Source organism: Streptomyces eurocidicus, from assembly GCF_002891295.1.
GTDB classification, from domain to species: domain Bacteria; phylum Actinomycetota; class Actinomycetes; order Streptomycetales; family Streptomycetaceae; genus Streptomyces; species Streptomyces eurocidicus.
Map to the genome: position 1 here is coordinate 316,500 of NZ_LGUI01000011.1, position 21,027 is coordinate 337,526.

The following is a 21,027-nucleotide window of genomic DNA, read 5'->3' on the forward strand; positions in this document are numbered from 1 at the left end:
TTTCCCCTCCCCGCCCTTCCCGCCGCATCCGATGTGCGGCTCCGCCGCGTGGCGGGGGCTTCGCCCCCAGGCCCCCTTTCCGCGCTCCGCGCGGTGTCCTCAAACGCCGGACGGGCTGGATTTCCAGCCCGTCCGGCGCTTGAGGGCCGAGGTCCGGGGCGAGGCCCCGGCCCCGGCCCCGGCGTCACGCCACCGTCGTCGCCACCGCCGGCTCCCGCAGAGGCTGGCGGGGAACGAACGCCACGTGTGTATGGCCGCGCCGCAGGTCTATCTTCAGGCGCAGGCCGCCCACCCGTGCCAGGGCCATGCCCACGCCCGCCGCGGCCAGCAGGGAGACCACGCCGCCGGCGAGGAAGCCGACGCGCGCGCCGTAGACGTCGGTGACATAGCCGACGAGCGGGGCCCCGATGGGCGTGCCGCCCATGAACACCATCATGAACAGGCTCATCACCCGTCCCCGCATCGCGGGATCCGTGGCCATCTGAAGGCTGGAGTTGGCGGTCACGTTGATCGTCAGGCCGAACATCCCGATCGGCACCAGCAGCACCGCGAAGACCCAGAAGCTGGGCGCCAGCGCGGCGGTGATCTCCAGGGCGCCGAACAGCACCGCGGCCCCGACCAGCAGCCGCAGCCGGGAGTTGCCGCGCCGGGCGGCGAGCAGGGCGCCGACCAGCGAGCCGCCCGCCATCAGGGTGTTGAGCAGGCCGTACGTCCCGGCGCCGGCGTGGAAGACGTCATTGACGTAGGCCGTGAGCCAGATCGGGAAGTTGAAGCCGAAGGTGCCGATGAAGCCGACGAGGACGATGGGCCAGACCAGGTCAGGGCGCCCCGCGACATAGCGGAGGCCCTCGCGCAGCTGTCCCTTGCCCCGGGGCGCCCGGTCCACCTTGTGGAGTTCGGAGGACCGCATGAGCAGCAGCCCGACGACGGGCGCGACGAAGGACAGGCCGTTGAGCAGGAAGGCCCAGCCGCTGCCCACGGCGGTGATGAGGACGCCGGCGACGGCGGGGCCGACGAGCCGGGCGGACTGAAAGTTGGCGGAGTTGAGGCTGACGGCGTTCCGCAGGTCGTCCGGGCCGACCATCTCGACCACGAACGCCTGGCGGGCGGGGTTGTCGACGACCGTGACGAGGCCGAGGACGAGGGCGGTGAGGTAGACGTGCCAGACCTCGACGTGCCCGGAGAGGGTGAGCACCGCGAGCGCCAGGCCGGTGAGCCCCATGGCGACCTGGGTGATGAGCAGCAGCAGGCGCTTGGGGTAGCGGTCGGCGATGACGCCGCCGTAGAGCCCGAGCAGCAGCATGGGCAGGAACTGCAGGGCCGTGGTGATGCCCACGGCCGCGGAGGAGCCGGTGAGGCCGAGGACCAGCCAGTCCTGGGCGATGCGCTGCATCCACGTACCGGTGTTGGAGACCACCTGGCCGGTGGCGAAGAGCCGGTAGTTACGGATCCGGAGCGAGCTGAAGGTGCCGCCCTTGTTCTTGGTGGGGCTTTCGGTGAGGGCGGTGGTGCGGGTGTCGTCGCCGTGGGTGTTCGGTGCGGGTGCGGAGTCTGCTCCGGGTCCCGTACTCAAAGTGGGTTCGCCTCCTCCTTGTGTGGGTGTTACAGGTGCGCGAGCTTCTCGAGCACGGGCGCGGCGGCGCGGAGCGTCGCCCACTCGTCCTCGTCGAGCTGCCCGACCAGTTCGGTGAGCCAGACGTTTCGCTTGCGCCGGCTCTCCTCGAGCATGGCTTCGGCCCGCTCGGTCTGGGTGACCACCTTCTGGCGGCGGTCCTCCGGGTGCGGCTCCAGCCGGACCAGGCCCTTGGCCTCGAGCAGGGCGACGATGCGGGTCATCGACGGGGGCTGCACGTGCTCCTTGCGGGCGAGCTCGCCGGGGGTGGCGGTGCCGCAGCGGGCGAGGGTGCCCAGCACCGACATCTCCGTCGGGCTGAGCGACTCGTCGACCCTCTGGTGCTTGAGCCGACGCGACAGACGCATGACACCGGAGCGGAGGGAGTCCACTGCGGCGGTGTTGTCTTGGGTGTCCGGGTCCGACATGTTCATTAGGTTAACTCATTACCTGATCTAAATAAAGTGAGACAAAAGAAGGCGGCCGGGCCCCCGTGCCCGACCGCCTTCCGAGGCGTCCAGAAGATCATCCACTGTACGCGGACTCGTGGCTTCCGCATCGCTGCGTCACGCCACCGCCACTACCGGCCGTACTCCCCCACCGTCTCCACGGCCTCCACGCCACTACTTCCGTACTTCAGTACCGCGCTACGGTGCCGTGCTTCGGCACCGTGCTACTTCACGCCGAGCAGCTGCTCGATCGGGTTCAGCAGGAAGTAGACGAGGAAGCAGAGCCCGACCACGTTGAGCAGCCAGGGGATCTCCCGCGCCCGCTTGTCCGCGATCCGCAGCAGGATGAAGGCGAGGACGCCGAGGCCGATGCCGTTGGTGATCGAGTAGGTGAACGGCATGGAGACGATCGTCAGGAACGCGGGCACCGCGATCGTGAAGTCGCTCCAGTCGATCTCCTTGACGTTGGCCGCCATGATCAGGAAGCCGACGACCAGCAGTGCGGGGGTGGCCGCCTGCGAGGGGACGACGGTGGCCAGCGGGGTGAAGATCAGGGCCAGCAGGAAGAGGCCGCCGGTCATCAGGTTGGCCAGGCCCGTACGGGCGCCCTCGCCGACACCGGCCGTGGACTCGACGAAGCAGGTGTTCGCGGAGGCTGAGCCGAGGCCGCCGGCCGCGACGGCGACACCGTCGATCATCAGGATCTTGCCCATGTTGGGCAGCTGGCCGTTCTCGTCGGTCAGCCCGGCCTCCTCGCCGACGCCGATGATCGTGCCCATCGCGTCGAAGAAGCCGGACAGCAGCACGGTGAAGACGAACAGGCAGCCGGTCAGCAGGCCGACCTCGTGGAAGCCGCCGAAGAGGCTGATGTCGCCGACGAGGCCGAAGTCGGGCGCGCCGACGATGTTGTCCGGCATCCGCGGGACGCTCAGGCCCCAGCCGGCGTCGGGGATCTCGGCCAGGGTGTTGATGACGATCGCGACGAAGGTCATCACGACGATGCCGATGAGGATGGCGCCGGAGGTCTTCCGCACCACCAGGATGAAGGTGAGCGCGAGGCCGATCGCGAAGATCAGCACCGGCCAGCCGTGCAGCTGCCCGCCCTGGCCGAGGCCGAGCGGCACGGTGGTGTGCGCGGCGTCGGGGTTACGGGTGACGAAACCGGAGTCCACCAGGCCGATCAGCGAGATGAACAGGCCGATGCCGATCGCGATCGCGCGCCGCAGACCGCCCGGGATGGCGTCCATCACGCGCTGCCGCAGACCGGAGGCGACCAGCAGCATCAGCACCAGGCCGGCCAGCACCACCATGCCCATCGCGTCCGGCCAGCTCATCTTGGGCGCGAGCTGGAGCGAGACGACGGCGTTGATGCCGAGGCCGGCGGCGCAGGCGATCGGCACATTGCCGATCGCGCCCATCAGGACGGTGCTGAGACCGGCCATCAGGGCCGTGGCCGTCACCAGCTGGGCGTTGTCGAGCTGGTGCCCGAACTTGTCCTGACCGGCGCCGAGGATGATCGGATTCAGCACGATGATGTACGCCATCGCAAAGAACGTGGCCAGGCCACCGCGCAGCTCGCGGGCGACGCTGGAGCCCCGCTCGGTGATCCGGAAGTACCGGTCGAGGGGGTTGCCGGGCGGCGGCACGGGGGCCGGCTGCTGGGCGTCGACCGGAGAGGTGGCCGAGGAGGGCATACGAGACCTCAGTCGTACGGGCCTGGGGAAGGCGGGTGGGAATCGCGAGGCGAAATAAAAAGGATCTTGATTGGATGATCAAACAAAAGCAACCAGTCAGATCCGGTTCGATTCAGTATGAATAAACAAGGCGTGAATTGCTATCTCCGCGCGTAGACCCCTATGGCGCAAGGGATCCGGCCCCGACCCGCCGGGGCTTCGCGGAAGCCACGGACTACGCTTGCGTGCATGACGAAGTGGACACCCAGGCACGAGGCGCCCGAGCCCCTGGAGGGCAATGTCGTCGCCACCATCACCGGCGGCACCGTCCTCTGGTTCGTCCTCTTCCTGGCGCAGCTGCCCTTCTACGGCTGGTTCGAGGACCACGACCGCCTGTGGTGGCTGTGGACCTGTCTGGCCGGGGCCGGTCTCGGCCTGATCGGCATCTGGTACGTCCGCAAGCGCGACGCGGCGATCCGCCGGCACGCGGCGCGGCAGGTGCCGGAGACCTCCGCGCACTGACCGGAGCCCGCCCCGTCAGGCGGAGGCGGTCCGGCGTCCGGCGGAGACGGTCCGTACGTACGGAGACGATCCGTACGGACATGGCGTGGGCACCCGCCCACCGCCGCCGATCGATCGTCCGGGCGCCCCGAAGCGGGTCCGCCCGCCACCCGGACGCGGAGGACGCCCACGGCGGCGCGGACGCCGGGCGAGGCCCGGGACCCGGGAGGCGCCGGGCTAGGCCCGGGAGGCGGCGGGCGAGGAATCCCCACCGGCGGGCCCCGGCCCGAAAGGCACGGTTCGGCGGGTAGATCTGCCGAACCGCCCTTACCGTCGGACTCATGAGCGATCCGGCGCAGACCGCGACCGACGAATCCGTACCGCCGGCCCCGCACGGCGGCCTGACCGCCGCCGAGGTCGCCGAGCGGGTCGCGCGGGGCGAGGTCAACGACGTCCCCGTCCGCTCCTCACGCTCCACCTCGGAGATCGTCCGGGCGAACGTCTTCACCCGCTTCAACGCCATCATCGGCGTCCTCTTCCTGATCATCCTGGTCGTCGGGCCGATCCAGGACGGCCTCTTCGGCTTTGTGATCGTCGCCAACACGGCGATCGGCATCGTCCAGGAGCTGCGGGCCAAGAAGACCCTCGACTCCCTCGCCGTCATCGGCGAGGCCAGGCCCACCGTCCGCCGGGACGGCACCCCCGTCGCCGTCCCCACCGGCGAGATCGTCCTCGGCGACCTGATCGAGCTCGGCCCCGGCGACAAGTGCGTGGTCGACGGCGAGGTCGCGGAGGCGGACGGCCTGGAGATCGACGAGTCGCTGCTCACCGGTGAGGCCGACCCCGTGCTCAAGCGCCCCGGCGACAAGGTGATGTCCGGTTCCTTCGTCGTCGCCGGTGGCGGCGCCTTCACCGCCACCAAGGTCGGCCGCGAGGCGTACGCCGCCCAGCTCGCCGAGGAGGCGTCCCGCTTCACCCTCGTCCACTCCGAGCTGCGCACCGGCATCAGCCAGATCCTCAAGTACGTGACGTGGATGATGGTCCCCACCGCCATCGGCCTGATCATCAGCCAGCTGGTCGTCCAGGAGCACGACTGGAAGGAGGCGGTCCGGCGGATGGTCGCCGGGATCGTGCCCATGGTCCCCGAGGGCCTGGTGCTGCTGACCTCCGTCGCCTTCGCCATCGGCGTCGTCCGCCTCGGCCGCAAGCAGTGCCTGGTGCAGGAGCTGCCCGCGATCGAGGGCCTGGCCCGCGTCGACACCGTCTGCCTCGACAAGACCGGCACCCTCACCGAGGGCGGCATGGACGTCACCGAGCTGCGGATACTGCCGGGCACCGGGGCCGACGAGGCGTACGTACGCCAGGTGCTCGGCGCCCTCGGCGACTCCGACCCCCGCCCCAACGCCAGCCTCCAGGCCATCATCGACGCCTACCCCGACGGCTCCGGCTGGCGCTGCACCGAGGCCCTGCCCTTCTCGTCCGCCCGCAAGTACAGCGGCGCCGCACTCAACGGCCCCGACGCGGAGAGCAGCAACTGGCTGCTCGGCGCCCCCGACGTGCTGCTGCCGGCCGGCGACGGCGCCCTGGCCGCCGTCGAGGAGCTCAACGCCCGGGGGATGCGCGTACTGCTCCTCGCCCGCGCCGAACACGAGCTCGACGACCCGCGCGTCACCGAGGCCGTACGGCCCACCGCGCTGGTCGTCCTGGAGCAGCGGCTGCGCTCCGACGCCGCGGACACGCTGCGCTACTTCGCGGAGCAGAACGTCTCGGCCAAGGTGATCTCCGGTGACAACGCCGTCTCCGTCGGCGCCGTCGCCGCGAAGCTGGGCCTGCCCGGCGCGGACGCCCCCGTGGACGCGCGCAAACTGCCCGCCGAGCGGGAGGGCATGGCCGACGTGCTGGACCGGGGCGCGGTGTTCGGGCGCGTCACCCCGCAGCAGAAGCGGGACATGGTCGCGGCCCTCCAGTCGCGCGGCCACACCGTCGCGATGACCGGCGACGGCGTCAACGACGTCCTCGCCCTCAAGGACGCCGACATCGGCGTCTCCATGGGCTCCGGCTCCGAGGCGACCCGGGCCGTCGCCCAGATCGTCCTGCTGAACAACAGCTTCGCCACACTGCCCTCGGTGGTCGCCGAGGGACGCCGGGTCATCGGCAACATCACGCGTGTCGCCACGCTCTTCCTCACCAAGACGGTCTACTCCGTGCTGCTGGCGGTCCTCGTCGTCTGCACCCGGGTGCCGTACCCGTTCCTGCCCCGCCACCTGACGCTGCTGTCGACGCTCACGATCGGCGTACCGGCGTTCTTCCTCGCCCTGGCCCCGAACAAGGAGCGCGCCAAGCCGCACTTCGTACGGCGGGTGATGCGCTACTCCATGCCCGCGGGGGTGATCGCGGGCCTGGCCACCTTCGCGGCGTACCTGCTGGCCCGGCACCACTACACGGGGCCCGGCGCCCTGGACGCGGAGACCAGCGCGGCCACGCTGACCCTGTTCCTGATCTCGATGTGGGTCCTCGCGATCATCGCCCGCCCGTACACATGGTGGCGCGTCGTCCTCGTCGCGGCGATGGGGCTGGGCTTCCTGGTGGTGCTGGGCACGCCATGGCTCCAGCGGTTCTTCGCGCTGAAGCTGGTGGGGACGACGCTGCCGTGGGCGGCGGTGGGGATCGCGGTGGGGGCGGGGGTGGTGCTGGAGGGGGTCTGGCGGTGGGTGGGGCGGAGGTTTCCGGCGTAGCCGGGGGGCCGGCGTGGCCGGGGCCTTTGGCTTGGCTGCCTTTGCCCTCGCCCTCGTCTTTGCCTTCGCCCTCGTCTTTGTCAGGCCAGGGCCTTCTCGTCCTCCAGGAACTCGCGGATCTGTTCGCGGAGCTCGGGGCTGTCCTGGTGCCTGTGGACGGAGACGGCGTGTTCGGTGGCGGCCTGGAGGACTTCGTCTTCTTCACCGGTGATGGTGAGGGTGCAGTTGGTTTCGCTGGGGAATCTGCGGCAGTCGGCGACTTTTCTGGTCATGACGGGCTCCTGGGGGTGTGTTTCCAGGGTAGGTCCGGGCGGGGTGGGTGGGTGCCGCTGCGCGGGGCTTTTTCCCCTACCCGCCCCTTCCCGGAACTGGGGGCTTCCGCCCCCAGGCCCCCTTTCCGCGCTGACGCGCGGTGTCCTCAAGCGCCGGACGGGCTGAATTTCGCTCCCTGTCCGGAGCTGAAGTTTCCGCCCGGTTCCGGGCAACGACTCAGCCCGTCCGGCGCTTGAGGACCGGGGTCCGGGGCGGAGCCCCGGTTCGGGAAGGGGCGGGGTGGGGAAAAAGCCCCGCGCAGCGGCACCCCCAGCCACCCGCACCCACACCCGCACCCGCCCCGCCCCTAGTCGAACCACCGCCCCCGAGCCAGCTCCCCCGCCCGCCCCGGATCCTCCAGCAGCACCCCCGCCTCGAACCGCCGCGACCACGCCCCCGCCGCCCACGCCAGCCCCGCCGCCACGCCCTCCAGGGTCGTCGCGTGGAGGACGCCGTCGGAGCCGTGGCGCCAGTCGAGCTCGACGCCGCCGACGATCAGTTCCTCGTGCTCGACGTACGTCGCGGGGGCGCCCGGCAGCAGGGCCCGTACCGCCTCCGGGACCTCGCGGACCTCGCCGTCGCCCTCGGGCACCCGTACCGCGAAGACCTCGCTGACCCGGCGCACCTGGAGCAGTTCCGCGAGGTCGGCGGCGCGGGCCGGGGCCACCGGGAGCAGGGGGTGCCCGGCGGCCAGCGGCAGCAGGTCGGGGGCGTCCGCGACCAGCGCGTCGGCCGCGTCCACGACGCGCACCTCGCCGTCGACGACGGCGCGCAGCTCGTCGGGGAGGGTCACCTCGTCCGGGTCGAGGGCGGCCAGCGCCCCGTACAGGGCGTGCAGCTGGGCCTCGCCCACCGGGCGGTGCGGGTCGGCCAGCCGGGAGAGGAGCTCCGCGGCGCCGCCCGACTCGTCGAGCAGGGCCGCGGCGGAGGTGCGGACGCCCAGCGCCCGCAGCACCTGGTCGTCGGCGAGCCCGGCCGCGTCGGCCGCCTCGTACAGCCCGGCCAGCAGCGGGTCGCCGCCCGCGACCCGCAGCCCGGCGGGGCGGCGGCCGTCGAGGACGGGGTGGCCGCGCAGCCACCACGCGGTGTACGGGCGTACGGACTCGGTGGTGCCGTCCGGGAGCAGCACCCGGACGGGCGCGGTCAGCGCGTCCCGCAGCGGCGGCAGGGCCAGCAGCGCGAGGGCCTCGGGCCAGGCGTCGTCGTCGACCAGGTCGAGGTCGCGTACGGCCACGATCTCGGTGGCGACGGGCGGCACGGGGGTCTCGGGCAGCCCGTCGAGTACGTCCTCGCACCACACGTCGACGGCGTCGAGGAGGCCGGCGTCGTCGGGTTCGGCGAAGTCGCCGTCGCGGGGCTCCAGCTCGTCCGGGTCGAGGACGACGTCCGTGGCGCGGACCAGGGCGAAGGTGGCCAGCACGCCGACGGCGGTCAGCGGCTGCTCGCCCCAGCGCTCGGCGAGCCCGGCGTCGCAGGCGGCGAGCTCGCCGGGCCGGACGACGCGGGCGAACGGGCTGCCGGGCAGGATGAGTTCACCGGCCGGGGCCGGTTCGCCGTCCTCGTCGGGGAGGGCGAGGGCGCCGAGCCAGGGTTCGTCGCCGGGGGCGAGGTTCGCGTCGCGGACGAGGGTGAGGACGACGTCGGCGAGCTCGTCGGCGTCGAGCGCGTCCTCGTCCCAGATCTCGTCCGCGTCGAGGGATCCGGCGACGGCGGCCCGCACCTGAGGCGTCGTCAGGATGGCGCGGGGCGCGGCCGGGGTGGCGCCGAGCTTCTCCAGGAGCGGGTGGGCGGCGTCGGGGTGCGCGACCTTCAGCCCGAGGCGGGTGAGGCGTTCGGCGTCGACGGCGCCGGGCAGCGGGAGCAGGACCTGCCGGGGGCCGACGGCGGTGCGGCCGTCGGCGAGCGGGACGGGCAGCCCGGTGAGCCGGTCGGGGTCGACACCGGCGAGGCTGTCGTAGAGCCGCCGCCACCAGGCCGCTTCGCGGGTGACTCCGGCGAGGCGGTCGACGACCTCGCCGAGCGGCACACGGGCGACGCCGAGGGCGCGCAGCTCGGGCCGGCGTTCGAGCCCGGCGGGCAGGAGGCTGGGGAACAGCTCGGCGAGTACGGCGACGGTGTCGGCACCGGCGCCCTCGACGACCTCGGCCTCCAGCGGACGCAGGACGTAGGGGACACCGGCGGGGCCGGCGGGGGCGAAGGGCTCGTCCCAGGCGACGTCGGGGGCACCGGGCTCGGGGGAACGCACGGCGTGAGAACCGGCAGGAGCGAAAGGCCCGTCGAGGGCGGCGGACTCCGGAGAACGCACGGCGGAAGGCCCGCCGGCGAGGCCGGCAGAGTCGAAAGGCTCGCCCAAGACCGCATCGGGGGAACGTACGACGTGAGAACCGGCAGGAGCGAAAGGCCCGCCGAGAGCGGCGGACTCCTGGGAACCTACGGCGTAAGGCTCACCGCCGACGGCGAAGGGTTCACCCCTTCCGGCGTCGGCTCCCCCGGAACGGGGGTACGCGGCGGCACCGGGCCCGAGGCCCTCCCCACCGGCCTGCGCCGTGCCGTCCCCCTCCCCCGCCGCCCGGGCCGCGCTCGGCAGGAACGCGACGCGCGGCAGCCGGTCCAGGACCTGGCGGCGCAGTTCGGCGTCCACGGCGCCGCGCGCCAGCGGCTGCGGCACCAGGTCGAGGACGCCGGTCGAGACCGGGTGCCAGTCGCGCAGCAGCGTGGCGTACGACTCGGCGGCGCGTTCGGTGAGGAAGTCCGTGAGCGGGCCGGGGGCGGTGTGACGGCGGGTGGGTTCGAGCGGGAAGGTGGCGATGAGGAGGGCGGGAAGGCCGAGGGGCTCGTCCGTGGGCGTCGGCGCGTGCAGCACCGGCGCGGTGGCCGGGCGTACGGGCGCGCCGTCGTCGCCGACCGGTACGGCCCAGGTCAGCGACCAGGCCGGGCGCAGCCGCTCCTCGACCGGGCGGTCGGCGAGCAGCGCGGCGTCCAGCGGGCCGCCCGCGCGGGCGACGCGCCAGCGAGCGGTGGTCGCCCCCCGCGCCGCGCCGTCGGTGCCCACGGCACCCACCGCGCGCGCCGAGTCGTCGACGAGGACGTACGGGCCCTCCTGGCGGCGCGTCAGGGTGCGTACGGTGCCGTCCGGGGTCTCGACGACGACCTCGGCGAGGCCCGGCAGGGCCAGCAGCAGCGCGTCGTCGATCCCGGCGAGCAGACGGGCGGTCAGGTCCTCGGCGGCGCCGTCCCGCAGCGGGAGGACGACGACGGTGTCGTAGCCCTCCGGGGCGCTGCCCTCGGCGGGCAGCGGGAGGCGCAGCACGGGGACGTGCCCGGCGCGGCGGCGGAGCTCCTCGCCGAGGCCGGGCGAGGCGGCGGCCGCGGCCACCGTGAGCTCCCGGGCCTCGGTCAGGGACCAGCGGACGCCGCCCGCGCGGCTGAGGACGGCGGGTTCGTCGCTGACGGCGAGGACGGCGGAGAAGCCGACGCCGAAGCGGCCGACGCTCCCGGCCCCGGCGCCCGCGCCCTCGTCGTCCCGCTTCGCGGAGGCGCGCAGCGTGGCCAGCGACTCGACGCCCACGGCGTCGAGGGGGGCGCCGGTGTTGGCGGCGGCCAGGACGGGCGGGCCGTCCGGTGTGGCGTGGTGGAGCGTCAGCCGGAGCCGGCCGGGGACGCCCGCGCGGGACGCCGCGTCCGCGGCGTTCTGGGCGAGCTCGACGACGAGGCGGTCGCGGTAGCCGCCGAGGGCGAGGTCCTCCTCGGCGTTGGCGTCCTCCCGGAAGCGGGTGGGGCTGGCCGCCCATGCCTGGAGTACGGCGTGCCGCAGGGGTTCCGTGCGGAAGGGGTCGGCGGCGCTCACGTGGTTGTCTCCTGTCGCCCGTGGGATCACGGGTCGATTGTCCACGGCGGGGGGTGGGGGTGCGGGTCGGGTGCGGGCGGGGTGCGCCTGCGGCGGGCCTTTCCCCACCCCGCCCCTTCCCGAATTGTCCTCAAGCTCCCCCAGCTACCTCCCCCAGCTACCGCTGGGGGTGCCCCCAGGAGGTGCCCCCGGACGGGCTGATTTTCAGCCCGTCCGGCGCTTGAGGACACCGCGCGAAGCGCGGAAAGGGGGGCCCGGGGCGCCGGCCCCGGTTACGGGAAGGGGCGGGTAGGGGAAAAAGCCCCGCGCAGCGGCCACCCGCCACGCCCACGCCCGCACCCCTCAGGAATGCCCCAGCTCCGCCCCGACCGCATCCGCGCCCGCGTCCGCATCCGCCGGCACAGACCCCGAAGACGGCCGCAACGGCATCGGATCCACCCGCGTCTCGTCGATCACCGGCTCGGACGGCCGCGGCGGCTTCGGCATGACCGCCGCCTCGGAGTGGCCCCCGCAGCCGTACGCCAGGGAGACCACGTGCCCGTCCGCCGGGCCGAATTCGTTGGCGCAGACGCCGAACGCCTGGCCCAGGGAGCCGCCGATGCGGACGAGGAAGCCGCAGCTGACGCAGGACGCGGGGGCGGCCTGGGCCATCGGGGTCTTCGCGCCGTACGACTCGTCCCAGCGGTCGGCCGCGGTGTAGAGGCCGTAGCGCGAGAGGACCCGGGCGCGGCGCATGCCGAGCTCTTCCGCGACGGCCGCGATCGAGCCGCGGGCGGGCGGGGCGGCCTGGGTGGCCGGGGAGCCGACGGTGACGTCGGCGTCCTCGGCGTCGGCCAGCCGGTCCATCTCCTCGGCGAGGGCGGAGTTCGGCGGCGGGGCGTCCTCACCCGTCCAGCCGGGCTCCAGGCGCAGGTCGTCGGCCTCGGTGGGCAGCAGGTCGCCGGGGCCCATGTCGCCGGGGCGCAGCCGCTCGCTCCAGGGCACCCACTCGGGGGCGAGGAGGGCGTCGGTGCCGGGCAGCAGGACCGTCTCGTCGAGGGTGACGTTCTTGGCGCGGGAGGCGCGGGCGACGGTGACGGCCCAGCGCCAGCCGCGGTAGCCGGGGTCGAGGCAGGCGAAATAGTGGGTGACGACACGGTCCCCGTCGGCGGCGGCCTCCACGTGGTCGCCGACCATGCCCGGCAGCGCGGCCTCCTCGGCCGCCGCCCGGGCGAGTTCGACCGCCTCGGCGCACAGGCGGTCCGGGGTACGGCTTCGCATCGCAGCACTCACAAGAATCGATTCTCTCTTCCACGCCGTCTCACGAGTGCGCCAGCCGAACGGCCGGGTCGGCGGACGGAGCGGACCGGAGGACCGCGTCGACGTCCGCGCCCGAACGGCCTCGGGCGCACCTAGTCACTCCCATTCTGCGGGATCGAGACTCGGAGCGCGGCCAAGAACGACCACCGGTGGCGCGCTACGCACGCTACCCCGCGAGGACACCCGGGGGATACCCGGGCTTCGGCGAGCCCCCCGGTCATATGACGTGGCGGGGGCATGTCGAGGGCGTGACGGGCGCGCGGCAGGCCCGCGACAGGAGCATGACAGGGCGCCCCGGCGGGTGACCCGCGCGCCCCGCTGCTGCGCCGAAGGTGCCCCCGGCGGTGTCAGTTGGGGCAATATGGCGTGGTGGGAGCCATCCGGTCAGCCGAAGGCGGTCCGCTCCGCCGTACGGCCCGGGGCGCCGGCCGCGTCCTGCGCAGCCCTTTCACGTGGGTGGCGCGGAGCGTCCGCAAGGCCACGCACGCGCACGGCGCGGGCGAGTCCGGGCTGGGCAAGCTCATCGAGCTGCACGCGGTGAATTCCGCGGGCGACATGATGATCACGATCGCGCTGGCGTCCACCGTGTTCTTCTCCGTGCCGACGGACCAGGCGCGCGGCCGGGTGGCGCTGTACCTGGCGGTGACGATGGCGCCCTTCGCGCTGCTGGCACCGGTGATCGGGCCGCTGCTGGACCGGCTCCCGCACGGCCGGCGGGCGGCGATGGCGGGCTCGATGCTGACCCGGGCGCTGCTGGCGCTGACCATGTCGGGCGCGGTGGCGACGGGCGGCCTGGAGCTGTATCCGGCGGCGCTGGGCGTGCTGGTCGCGTCGAAGGCGTACGGCGTGGTGCGGTCGGCGGTGGTGCCCCGGCTGCTGCCGCCCCGGATCTCCCTGGTGAAGGCGAACAGCCGGGTGACGCTCGGCGGCCTGGCGGCCACGGGGCTGGCGGCCCCGCTGGGCGCGGCACTGCACCATTTCGGCCCGGAATATCCGCTGTACGGGGCATTTGTGGTGTTCGCCTGTGGAACGTTCCTCTCCTTCTCGCTGCCGCACAAGGTGGACTCGGCGAAGGGCGAGGCGCGGGCCCGGCTGGTCTCGGGCGAGCCCCGGCAGCACCTCCGGGACCCGGAGAGCGGCCGGCGGGCCCGCCGCGGCAAGGCCGACCGTAAGGGCCGTAAGGGCCTCATGTGCCGTAAGGACCGCAAGGAGCGGCAGCCCCGGCCCGGCCTGCGCACCGTGGGCAGCTCGGTGCTGCACGCCCTCCAGGCGAACAGCGCGATCCGCGTCCTGTCGGGCTTCCTCACCTTCTTCCTGGCGTTCCTGCTGCGTGTCCACCCGCTCGGCGGCCTGGGCCCGGCGGCCTCACTGGGCGTGGTCGCGGTGGCGGCGGGCGGCGGGAACGCCCTGGGCACGGCGATCGGGGCGCTGCTGCGCTCGCGCGGCCCGGAGAAGACGATCGCACTGGTGCTGTCGGTGACGCTGGGGGTCGCGGTGCTCAGCGCGGCGCTGTTCAGCGCGTTCATGCTGGCCGTCGTCGCGGCCACGGCCGGCATCGCGCAGGCCCTGAGCAAGCAGTCGCTGGACTCGCTGATCCAGCGGGACGTCCCGGAGGAGGTCCGGACGTCCGCGTTCGCCCGCTCGGAGACACTGCTCCAGATGTCCTGGGTGGTCGGCGGGGCCATCGGGATCCTGCTGCCGCTCCACGGAGTGCTGGGAATGGCGGTCGCCTCCGGGGTGCTCGCCCTGGGCGTGGCCACTGCCGTACGGGGGCTGCTGACGGCGGCCCGGCGCGGCTCGCCGCACCCGCGCGTGGCCTGAGCGGAGGGGCCCGATAGCCTGCCCGCATGACCGCTGCGTTTTTTCGGGGCAAGCGCCGCCGTGCCGCTGCCGCCGCCGGGGCCGTGACCTTCGGGCTCCTGGCTCTCTCCGCCTGCGACAAGCCGACGCCCCTGGCGACGGTCACCGTGGGCTCCACCACGGTGACGACCGAGGCCGCCTGCTACGAGAAGGGCAAGGAGCTCGGCGACAAGGCACTCAATGAGTGCGTCAAGGACAAGACGCCGAAGACCGTCAAGGTCAAGCACGGCGACAAGGTCCGCGTGGGCGTCGAGCCCGACATCGCCGACAAGGGCTGGGTCGCGGTGACCAGCGGTGCCATGGGCCCGGTCCAGCGCACCAACCAGCTCAAGCAGACCTACACCACGCTCGACGGCGACGAGCTCTTCGTCAACCAGCAGATGCGCCGCGTCGAGGACTCCACCATCCTCACCATCCTCACCAAGGACGGCGTGTGGAACTTCAAGCTCGAGCTGGACAAGGGCTGACCGCGGGTCCGGCCGTAAGGATGCCCCGCTGATGCGCGTACTCGTCGTGACCGCCGTGGCCGCCGAGCGCGACGCCGTCGTGCGCGGCGCGGCCGGCGACGCCTACGGGGACACCGCCGCGGAGCCGCTGGAGATCCCCCTGCCGGGCTTCGCGCTGCTCCGCCCCGTCCCGGTCGCCCCGGGCGCGTTCCCGCCGGTCGTGGACGTGCTGGCGGCCGGTGTCGGCCCGGCCGCGGCGGCCGCGGGCGCGGCGACCGCGCTGGTGGCGGCCGAGCTCGCCGGCAGCCCGTACGGCCTGGTGGTCTCGGCGGGCATCGGCGGCGGCTTCGTGGGCGCCGGCCGTGGCGTCGAGGGCGCCCCGGTGGGCTCGCTGGTCGTGTCCGACGCGATCGTCGCGGCGGATCTGGGCGCCGAGACGCCCGAGGGCTTCCTCCCGGTCACCGACCTGGGCTTCGGGACGGTGGCGCACCACCCGCCGGAGCCGCTGGTGCGGGCCGTGGCCGAGGCCACCGGCGCGCGCCGGGGCACCGTGCTGACCGTGTCGACCGTGACCGGTTCCGCCACGCGCGCGGCGGAGCTCGCGGCCCGGCACCCGGCCGCGCTGGCCGAGGCCATGGAGGGCTTCGGGGTGGCCGAGGCCGCCGCGGCGCACGGGGTGCCCGCCCTGGAGCTGCGCGCCGTCTCCAACCCCGTCGGCCCCCGCGACCGTGCCGCCTGGCGGATCGGCGACGCGCTCACCGCGCTCACCGGCGCCTTCCGCGCCGTCTCCCCCGCACTCGCCGCGTACGCCGCGGAGAAAGCCGAGGCCGGATCATGAGCGAGCCGCTGCGCATCGCGTATTCGCCGTGCCCGAACGACACCTTCGTCTTCGACGCGTGGGCGCACGGCCGGGTCCCCGGCGCACCCGCGCTCGACGTCACCTTCGCCGATATCGACATCACCAACGGGATGGCCGAGCGCGGCGAGCTCGATGTGCTCAAGGTGTCCTACGCGGTGCTGCCCTGGGTGCTGGAGGAGTACGCGCTGCTGCCCTGCGGCGGCGCGCTGGGCCGGGGCTGCGGCCCGCTGGTGCTCACCCGGGAGGCCGGTGCGGCGGCGGATCTGACGGGGCGGACCGTGGCCGTGCCGAGCGAGCGCTCGACGGCGTACCTCCTCTTCCGGCTGTGGGCGGCGGCGGAGGTGCCGGGCGGCGTCGGCGAGGTGGTCGTGCTGCCCTTCCACGAGATCATGCCCGCGGTCCGGGACGGCAAGGTGGACGCCGGCCTGGTGATCCACGAGGCCCGCTTCACGTATCAGAATTACGGGCTGCACTGCCTGGCCGACATGGGGCAGCACTGGGAGTCCACCACCGGGCTGCCGATCCCGCTGGGCGCGATCATCGCCAAGCGCTCGCTGGGCGCGGAGCGGCTGCGGGAACTGGCGGCGGCGGCCCGCACTTCCGTGCGGATGGCCTGGGACGACCCCCAGGCGTCACGGCCGTATGTGCTGGAGCACGCGCAGGAGATGGATCCGGCGGTGGCGGACCAGCACATCGGGCTGTACGTCAACGAATTCACGGCCGGTCTGGGCGAGGCCGGTTACGCGGCGGTGCGCGGGCTGCTCACCCGCGCCGCGGCCGAAGGGCTCGTACCGCCCCTCGGCCCGGACGCGCTCGCCTTTCCCTGACCCTCTTTCCGGACCGGTCCGGAAAGAGGCGGACGGCGGGCGGAGCGGTCAGACGTCGAGCTGGTCGGCGACCGCGCGCAGCATGCCGGCGATCTTGGAGCCGTGGGCCTTGTCGGGGTAGCGGCCGCGCTCCAGTTGCTGGGTGACGTTCTCCAGGAGCGTGGTGAGGTCCTGGACGATCGACGCCAGTTCGTCGGGCTTGCGGCGCTGGGCGGCGGCGACCGAGGGGGCGGGTTCGAGCAGCGTCACCGTCAGCGCCTGGTCACCGCGCTGGCCGGCCACGACCCCGAACTCGACCCGCTGGCCGGGCTTGAGGGCGTCGACCCCGTCCGGGAGCACCGAGGAGTGCACGAAGACGTCTCCGCCGTCGTCGCGGGAGAGAAAGCCGAAGCCCTTCTCACTGTTGAACCACTTGACCTTGCCGGTAGGCACGTCTGTCCTCGTCCTCGTGTCTCGTCGGAAATACGGAAAACGTCTGCAATCAACGGAAAAACAGCTCTTGATAGCACTACAGCGGGTCGCAAGACCCGCTCCCCCCAAGGCTAATGGTCCCGGGCCCGCTGACAAGACGTCCTCGTCCGTGCGGCGATGGGGCCTTCACGCCGACGCCTTGGGATCTACCCTGGTCAGGTGAGTAGCGAAACTCCCCACGACGGGGATCTCCTGGTACGCATCGGCGCCATCGTCTTCCTCGTCGGCGCGGTGGCCACCCTGGCGACGGTCGCCCCGCTGTTCCTGGGCGCCGATCCGCTGCCGTCCGCAGCGTACTTCGTCTGCATGCTCATGGGGGCGGGTTTCCTGATCGCGGGCGCCGGGGTGCTGCGGTCGATCGCCGCGCAGCGCCGTCAGGCGCGCGAGTCGGTGACCGCGCCGACGGCCTCCGCGCGGTAGCCGCGCAGCCAGCCGGGGAAGGCCGTGAGGTCGTCGAGGACCACGTCCGCGCCGGCCGCGCGCAGTTCGTCCGCGTCGCACGGCCCGGTCGCCACCGCCACCGACAGCGCACCCGCCGTACGCGCACCGCGCACGTCCCCCGTGTGGTCGCCGACGTAGACGGCCGCCCCGTGCTCGCGCAGCGCCACCGCCTTGCCCTCCGCCCACAGGTCTCCCACGAGCGCGTCGGCGCCGAGCTCCAGGTGGTCGAGGTGCAGCCGGGCGTTGCGCTCGTACTTCGCGGTGACGACGACCGACCGGCCGCCGAGCTCCCGCACCGCCGCGAGGGCCTCCCGGGCGCCGGGCATGGCGGGCGAGGTGTGGATGCCGAGCGTGGGGTAGACCGAGCGGTAGAGCTCCAGGGCCCCGGCGACGCCGTCCTCGGGGAACCAGTTGGCCAGCTCCTGCTCCAGCGGCGGGCCCAGCCGGGCGCACACCAGGTCGACGTCGATGTACGTACCGGTGGCGGCGACCAGCGACTCGTACGCGGCCCTGATGCCGGGAACGGAATCGATCAGGGTCAGATCGAGATCGAAGCCGACCGTGAACCCGGGTGCGCGCGCGTACGAGGTCATGCCGCCATTCTGCCGTGCTGACCCGCCCGTACACTTAGCCTCACCTAACCCAAGCCCCCCCCCCTGACCAGCCCTGCCCAGCCCCGAAGTGGAAGCGATGTCAGCCGCCGTCCCGATCAGCACCCCCGGATCAGCCCTGGTCCGGCGCCGCATCGGCTGGACGGTGGCCGCGGCCGTCGCCCTGCTGGCCGCGGTGGTCCTCAGCCTCGCGATCGGGGCCCGGCCGGTCGCCCCCGGCCAGGTCCTCGACGCCCTCCTGCACGACGGCCGGAGCAAGGACGCCCTGGTCGTCCGCGAGATGCGGCTGCCGCGCACCCTCGTCGGCCTGATGGTCGGCGCCGCCCTCGCCCTGGCCGGCACGGTCCTCCAGGGCCTCACCCGCAACCCCATCGGCGACCCCGGCATCCTCGGCATCAGCCAGGGCGCCTCGCTGGGCGTCGTCTCGGCGATCATGCTGGCCGGGGTGGAGAGCCTGACGGGCTTCGTGTGGTGGGCGTTCGCGGGCGCGGCGCTGGCGTCCGTCGCCGTCTACGCGGTCGCCTCGCGCGGCCGGGGCGGCGCCTCGCCGGTGAAGCTGGCGCTGGCCGGTGCGGCGATCAACGCGCTGATCGTCGCCGTGGTGCACGCCGTGCTCGCCACCCACGCCGCGGTCCTGGACCGGTTCCGCTTCTGGCAGGTCGGCTCGCTGGCCGGCGGCGAGCCCGTACTCGTCTCCCAGATGTGGCCCTTCCTGCTGGTGGGCGCGGTGATGGTGGCGTCCGTGGCACGCGGTCTGGACGCCCTGGCGCTCGGCGAGGACGTCGCCAAGGGCCTCGGGCAGAACGTCGCGGCCGTACGGATCGTCGGCGGCCTCGGGGCGACCGTCCTCACCGGCATCGGCGTCGCCGCCGCGGGCCCGATCGCCTTCCTCGGCCTCGCCGTGCCGCACATCGCCCGCGCCCTGGTCGGCGGCGACCACCGCTGGCTGCTGCCCATGGCGGCGCTGCTCGGCCCGGTCGTCCTGCTGCTCGCCGACACCGCGGGCCGGGTGATCTTCCCGCCGGGCGAGGTGCCGTCCGGCGTGATGACGGCCCTGATCGGCGTCCCCTTCCTGATCGCGCTGGTCCGCCGCCGCAAGGCGGTGGCCGCGTGAGCACCACCCTGACCGGCCGGCCGGGCCTCCGCCCCGCCGGTTACGCCCTCGTCCGGGCCGGGCGCGGCTCCTTCCTCGTGCACCGGCGGGCCACGGCCACCGCGTTGGTGCTGACCGTGCTGCTCGCGGCCTCCTGCCTGGCGTACCTGTGCGTGGGCAAGGCGTTCGTCGCGCCCGACGAGGCCCTGAAGGCCTTGTTCGGGCAGCCCTCGGACGCCGGGTTCGTCGTCGGCACCCTGCGGCTGCCCCGGATGACGGTGGGGCTGCTGGCCGGCGCCGCGTTCGGGGTGGCCGGCGCGCTCATCCAGACCGTCGCCCGCAACCCGCTGGCCAGCCCCGACGTCATCGGGGTGAGCCAGGGCGCGAGCGCCGTGACGGTCGGCGCGCTGACGTACGGCGTCACCTCGTACGCCGTCCTCCCCTACCTCTCCGTCCTCGGCGGGCTCCTCGCGGCCGTCCTCGTCTACGCCTTCGCGTGGCGCGGCGGCCTGCACGCGACCCGCTTCGTCCTCATCGGCATCGGCTTCGCGGTCGCGCTGCGCTCCGTGTCCCACCTGTTTATGACCAAGGGCGACTACCTGGTCGCCCAGCAGGCCCAGGTGTGGATGACCGGCTCGCTCAACGGCCGCGGCTGGGCCGAGGCGACGCCCCTGGCCTGGACGCTGCTCGCGCTCGCGCCCTTCGTCTGCTGGGCGGCGCGGGCCCAGCGCACGGTGTCCATGGACGACGACACGGCGACGGCCCTGGGCGTACGGCTGAACCGGTCGCGGCTCGGGCTCGCCCTGCTCGGGGTGCTGCTGGCCTCCGTCGCCACGGGCGCCGCCGGCCCGGTCGACTTCGTGGCCCTGCTCGCCCCCCAGCTGGCCCGCCGGGTGACGCGCACCGCGCAGATCCCGCTGCTGAGCTCGGCCCTGACGGGCGCGCTCATCGTCGTCCTCGCGGACCTGCTGGGCCGCAAGCTGTTCGAACCCACCGAGCTCCCCGTCGGCGTGCTCACCGCCGCCGTCGGCGCCCCGTATCTCATCTGGCTCATCATCAGGGGCCGCACCGGAGGAAGAGCGTGACCGAGCGGACGACCCCCCGGCTCACCGCCCGCGACCTGACGCTCGCCTACGAGGAGCGCGTGGTCGTGGACGGCCTCGACGTGGACATCCCGGACGGGAAGGTCACCGTCGTCGTCGGCCCCAACGCGTGCGGCAAGTCCACCCTGCTGCGGGCCCTCGGCCGGCTCCTGAAGCCCCGGCGCGGCGCGGTCCTCCTGGACGGCACCGAGCTGTCCCGCATCCCGACCCGCGACATCGCCCGGTCGCTGGGCCTGCTGCCGCAGACGCCCGTCGCGCCCGAGGCCATCACGGTCGCGGACCTGGTCGCCCGTGGCCGGCAGCCCCACCAGCGCTGGTGGCAGCAGTGGTCGGACGAGGACGAGCGCGCGGTCACGGACGCGATGGAGCGCACGGACACGGCGGCGCTCGCGGAGCGGTCCGTGGACGAGCTGTCGGGCGGCCAGCGGCAGCGCGTGTGGATCGCGATGGCCCTGGCGCAGGAGACGGACCTGCTGCTCCTGGACGAGCCGACGACGTATCTGGACATCTCCCACCAGGTCGAGGTCCTGGACCTGTGCCGCCGTCTGAACCGCGAACGCGGCCGCACGGTCGTGGCGGTCCTGCACGACCTCAACCAGGCGGCGCGCTACGCGGACCACCTGGTGGCGATGAAGGCAGGCCGCATCGTGGCGCAGGGCGCGCCGTCGGAGGTGGTGACGGCGGAGCTGGTGCGGGAGGTCTTCGGCCTGGAGTCGGTGGTCGTGCCGGACCCGGTGACGGGGAGTCCGCTGGTGGTGCCGGGGATGCCGTGGACGGTGCAGGTGGAGGAGAGCGGGCCGGTGGCGGAGAGCGTCACGGGCTGAGGGGGCCGCCCCGGGCCTGCGGGCCGGGCCGCCGCAAACCTTCGGGTCCCGTGAGAGGTCGCAC

At 73.6% G+C, this 21,027-nt stretch carries 18 protein-coding genes; 10 read left to right on the plus strand and 8 right to left on the minus strand.

All coding sequences use genetic code 11. The features are described 5' to 3' along the window. Positions 1-184: 184 nt before the first annotated feature. From AF335_RS29280 to AF335_RS29290, 3 genes are all read right to left on the minus strand, one after another. Complete coding sequence (locus AF335_RS29280) at positions 185-1,573, minus strand: MFS transporter (protein ID WP_102921441.1); 1,389 nt, start codon at positions 1,571-1,573, stop codon at positions 185-187. A gap of 29 nt (positions 1,574-1,602) precedes the next feature. Further along, entirely contained in the window at positions 1,603-2,040 is a 438-nt protein-coding gene (locus tag AF335_RS29285; RefSeq protein ID WP_095580694.1) for a MarR family winged helix-turn-helix transcriptional regulator, read from the minus strand. A gap of 245 nt (positions 2,041-2,285) precedes the next feature. After that, a complete protein-coding gene (locus AF335_RS29290) occupies positions 2,286-3,755 on the minus strand; it encodes an NCS2 family permease (protein WP_102921442.1) in 1,470 nt (489 codons plus the stop codon). Between the two features lie 228 nt (positions 3,756-3,983). Here AF335_RS29290 and AF335_RS29295 point away from each other — a divergent pair, with 228 nt between their 5' ends. Both AF335_RS29295 and AF335_RS29300 read left to right on the plus strand, forming a co-directional pair. Then, positions 3,984-4,256 carry a DUF2530 domain-containing protein gene (locus AF335_RS29295; protein ID WP_102921443.1) on the plus strand — a complete coding sequence of 91 codons (273 nt, stop codon included), beginning with the start codon at positions 3,984-3,986 and terminating at the stop codon, positions 4,254-4,256. A gap of 320 nt (positions 4,257-4,576) precedes the next feature. Then, on the plus strand, positions 4,577-6,970 hold the full coding sequence (locus tag AF335_RS29300) for an HAD-IC family P-type ATPase (protein WP_102921444.1): 2,394 nt from the start codon (positions 4,577-4,579) through the stop codon (positions 6,968-6,970). Between the two features lie 80 nt (positions 6,971-7,050). On the opposite strand, the gene AF335_RS29305 is transcribed toward AF335_RS29300, so the two are convergent. From AF335_RS29305 to AF335_RS29315, 3 genes are all read right to left on the minus strand, one after another. Further along, complete coding sequence (locus AF335_RS29305; RefSeq protein ID WP_102921445.1) at positions 7,051-7,242, minus strand: DUF1059 domain-containing protein; 192 nt, start codon at positions 7,240-7,242, stop codon at positions 7,051-7,053. A 347-nt stretch (positions 7,243-7,589) separates the two neighbouring features. Continuing rightward, the gene (locus AF335_RS29310) at positions 7,590-11,129 is read right to left on the minus strand and encodes a sacsin N-terminal ATP-binding-like domain-containing protein (protein ID WP_102921446.1); all 3,540 of its coding nucleotides are present in this window, start codon (positions 11,127-11,129) and stop codon (positions 7,590-7,592) included. 342 nt (positions 11,130-11,471) lie between these two features. Then, positions 11,472-12,389, minus strand: a complete 918-nt coding sequence (locus AF335_RS29315) for a DUF3027 domain-containing protein (protein WP_102921447.1) — start codon at positions 12,387-12,389, stop codon at positions 11,472-11,474. 408 nt (positions 12,390-12,797) lie between these two features. Here AF335_RS29315 and AF335_RS29320 point away from each other — a divergent pair, with 408 nt between their 5' ends. The 4 genes from AF335_RS29320 to AF335_RS29335 are packed head-to-tail and all read left to right on the plus strand — an operon-like array spanning position 12,798 to position 16,420. After that, on the plus strand, positions 12,798-14,249 hold the full coding sequence (locus AF335_RS29320; protein ID WP_102921489.1) for an MFS transporter: 1,452 nt from the start codon (positions 12,798-12,800) through the stop codon (positions 14,247-14,249). Positions 14,250-14,275: 26 nt separating this feature from the next. After that, complete coding sequence (locus AF335_RS29325) at positions 14,276-14,755, plus strand: DUF2771 domain-containing protein (protein ID WP_146045633.1); 480 nt, start codon at positions 14,276-14,278, stop codon at positions 14,753-14,755. Positions 14,756-14,786: 31 nt separating this feature from the next. Beyond that, positions 14,787-15,572, plus strand: a complete 786-nt coding sequence (locus tag AF335_RS29330) for a futalosine hydrolase (RefSeq protein ID WP_102921449.1) — start codon at positions 14,787-14,789, stop codon at positions 15,570-15,572. After that, positions 15,569-16,420 carry a 1,4-dihydroxy-6-naphtoate synthase gene (locus AF335_RS29335; RefSeq protein WP_102921450.1) on the plus strand — a complete coding sequence of 284 codons (852 nt, stop codon included), beginning with the start codon at positions 15,569-15,571 and terminating at the stop codon, positions 16,418-16,420. The genes AF335_RS29330 and AF335_RS29335 overlap by 4 nt, the downstream gene beginning before the upstream one ends. Positions 16,421-16,468: 48 nt before the next feature. On the opposite strand, the gene AF335_RS36325 is transcribed toward AF335_RS29335, so the two are convergent. Then, positions 16,469-16,852 (minus strand): cold-shock protein, encoded by a 384-nt coding sequence (locus AF335_RS36325; RefSeq protein ID WP_087926757.1) that lies wholly within the window; start codon positions 16,850-16,852, stop codon positions 16,469-16,471. A 198-nt stretch (positions 16,853-17,050) separates the two neighbouring features. Here AF335_RS36325 and AF335_RS29345 point away from each other — a divergent pair, with 198 nt between their 5' ends. Beyond that, on the plus strand, positions 17,051-17,311 hold the full coding sequence (locus tag AF335_RS29345) for a hypothetical protein (RefSeq protein ID WP_244927199.1): 261 nt from the start codon (positions 17,051-17,053) through the stop codon (positions 17,309-17,311). Here the strand turns inward: AF335_RS29345 and AF335_RS29350 are convergent. Continuing rightward, on the minus strand, positions 17,266-17,925 hold the full coding sequence (locus AF335_RS29350) for an HAD family hydrolase (RefSeq protein WP_102921452.1): 660 nt from the start codon (positions 17,923-17,925) through the stop codon (positions 17,266-17,268). The genes AF335_RS29345 and AF335_RS29350 overlap by 46 nt on opposite strands. A 97-nt stretch (positions 17,926-18,022) precedes the next feature. Between AF335_RS29350 and AF335_RS29355 the strand changes: the two genes are divergently transcribed. The 3 genes from AF335_RS29355 to AF335_RS29365 are packed head-to-tail and all read left to right on the plus strand — an operon-like array spanning position 18,023 to position 20,963. Then, positions 18,023-19,057: a FecCD family ABC transporter permease gene (locus tag AF335_RS29355; protein ID WP_102921453.1), complete on the plus strand. Its 1,035-nt coding sequence runs from the start codon at positions 18,023-18,025 to the stop codon at positions 19,055-19,057. Continuing rightward, entirely contained in the window at positions 19,054-20,121 is a 1,068-nt protein-coding gene (locus tag AF335_RS29360; protein ID WP_244927200.1) for a FecCD family ABC transporter permease, read from the plus strand. The genes AF335_RS29355 and AF335_RS29360 overlap by 4 nt, the downstream gene beginning before the upstream one ends. Further along, a complete protein-coding gene (locus tag AF335_RS29365) occupies positions 20,118-20,963 on the plus strand; it encodes an ABC transporter ATP-binding protein (protein ID WP_102921454.1) in 846 nt (281 codons plus the stop codon). Before AF335_RS29360 ends, AF335_RS29365 begins: the two co-directional genes overlap by 4 nt. Positions 20,964-21,027 lie beyond the last annotated feature (64 nt).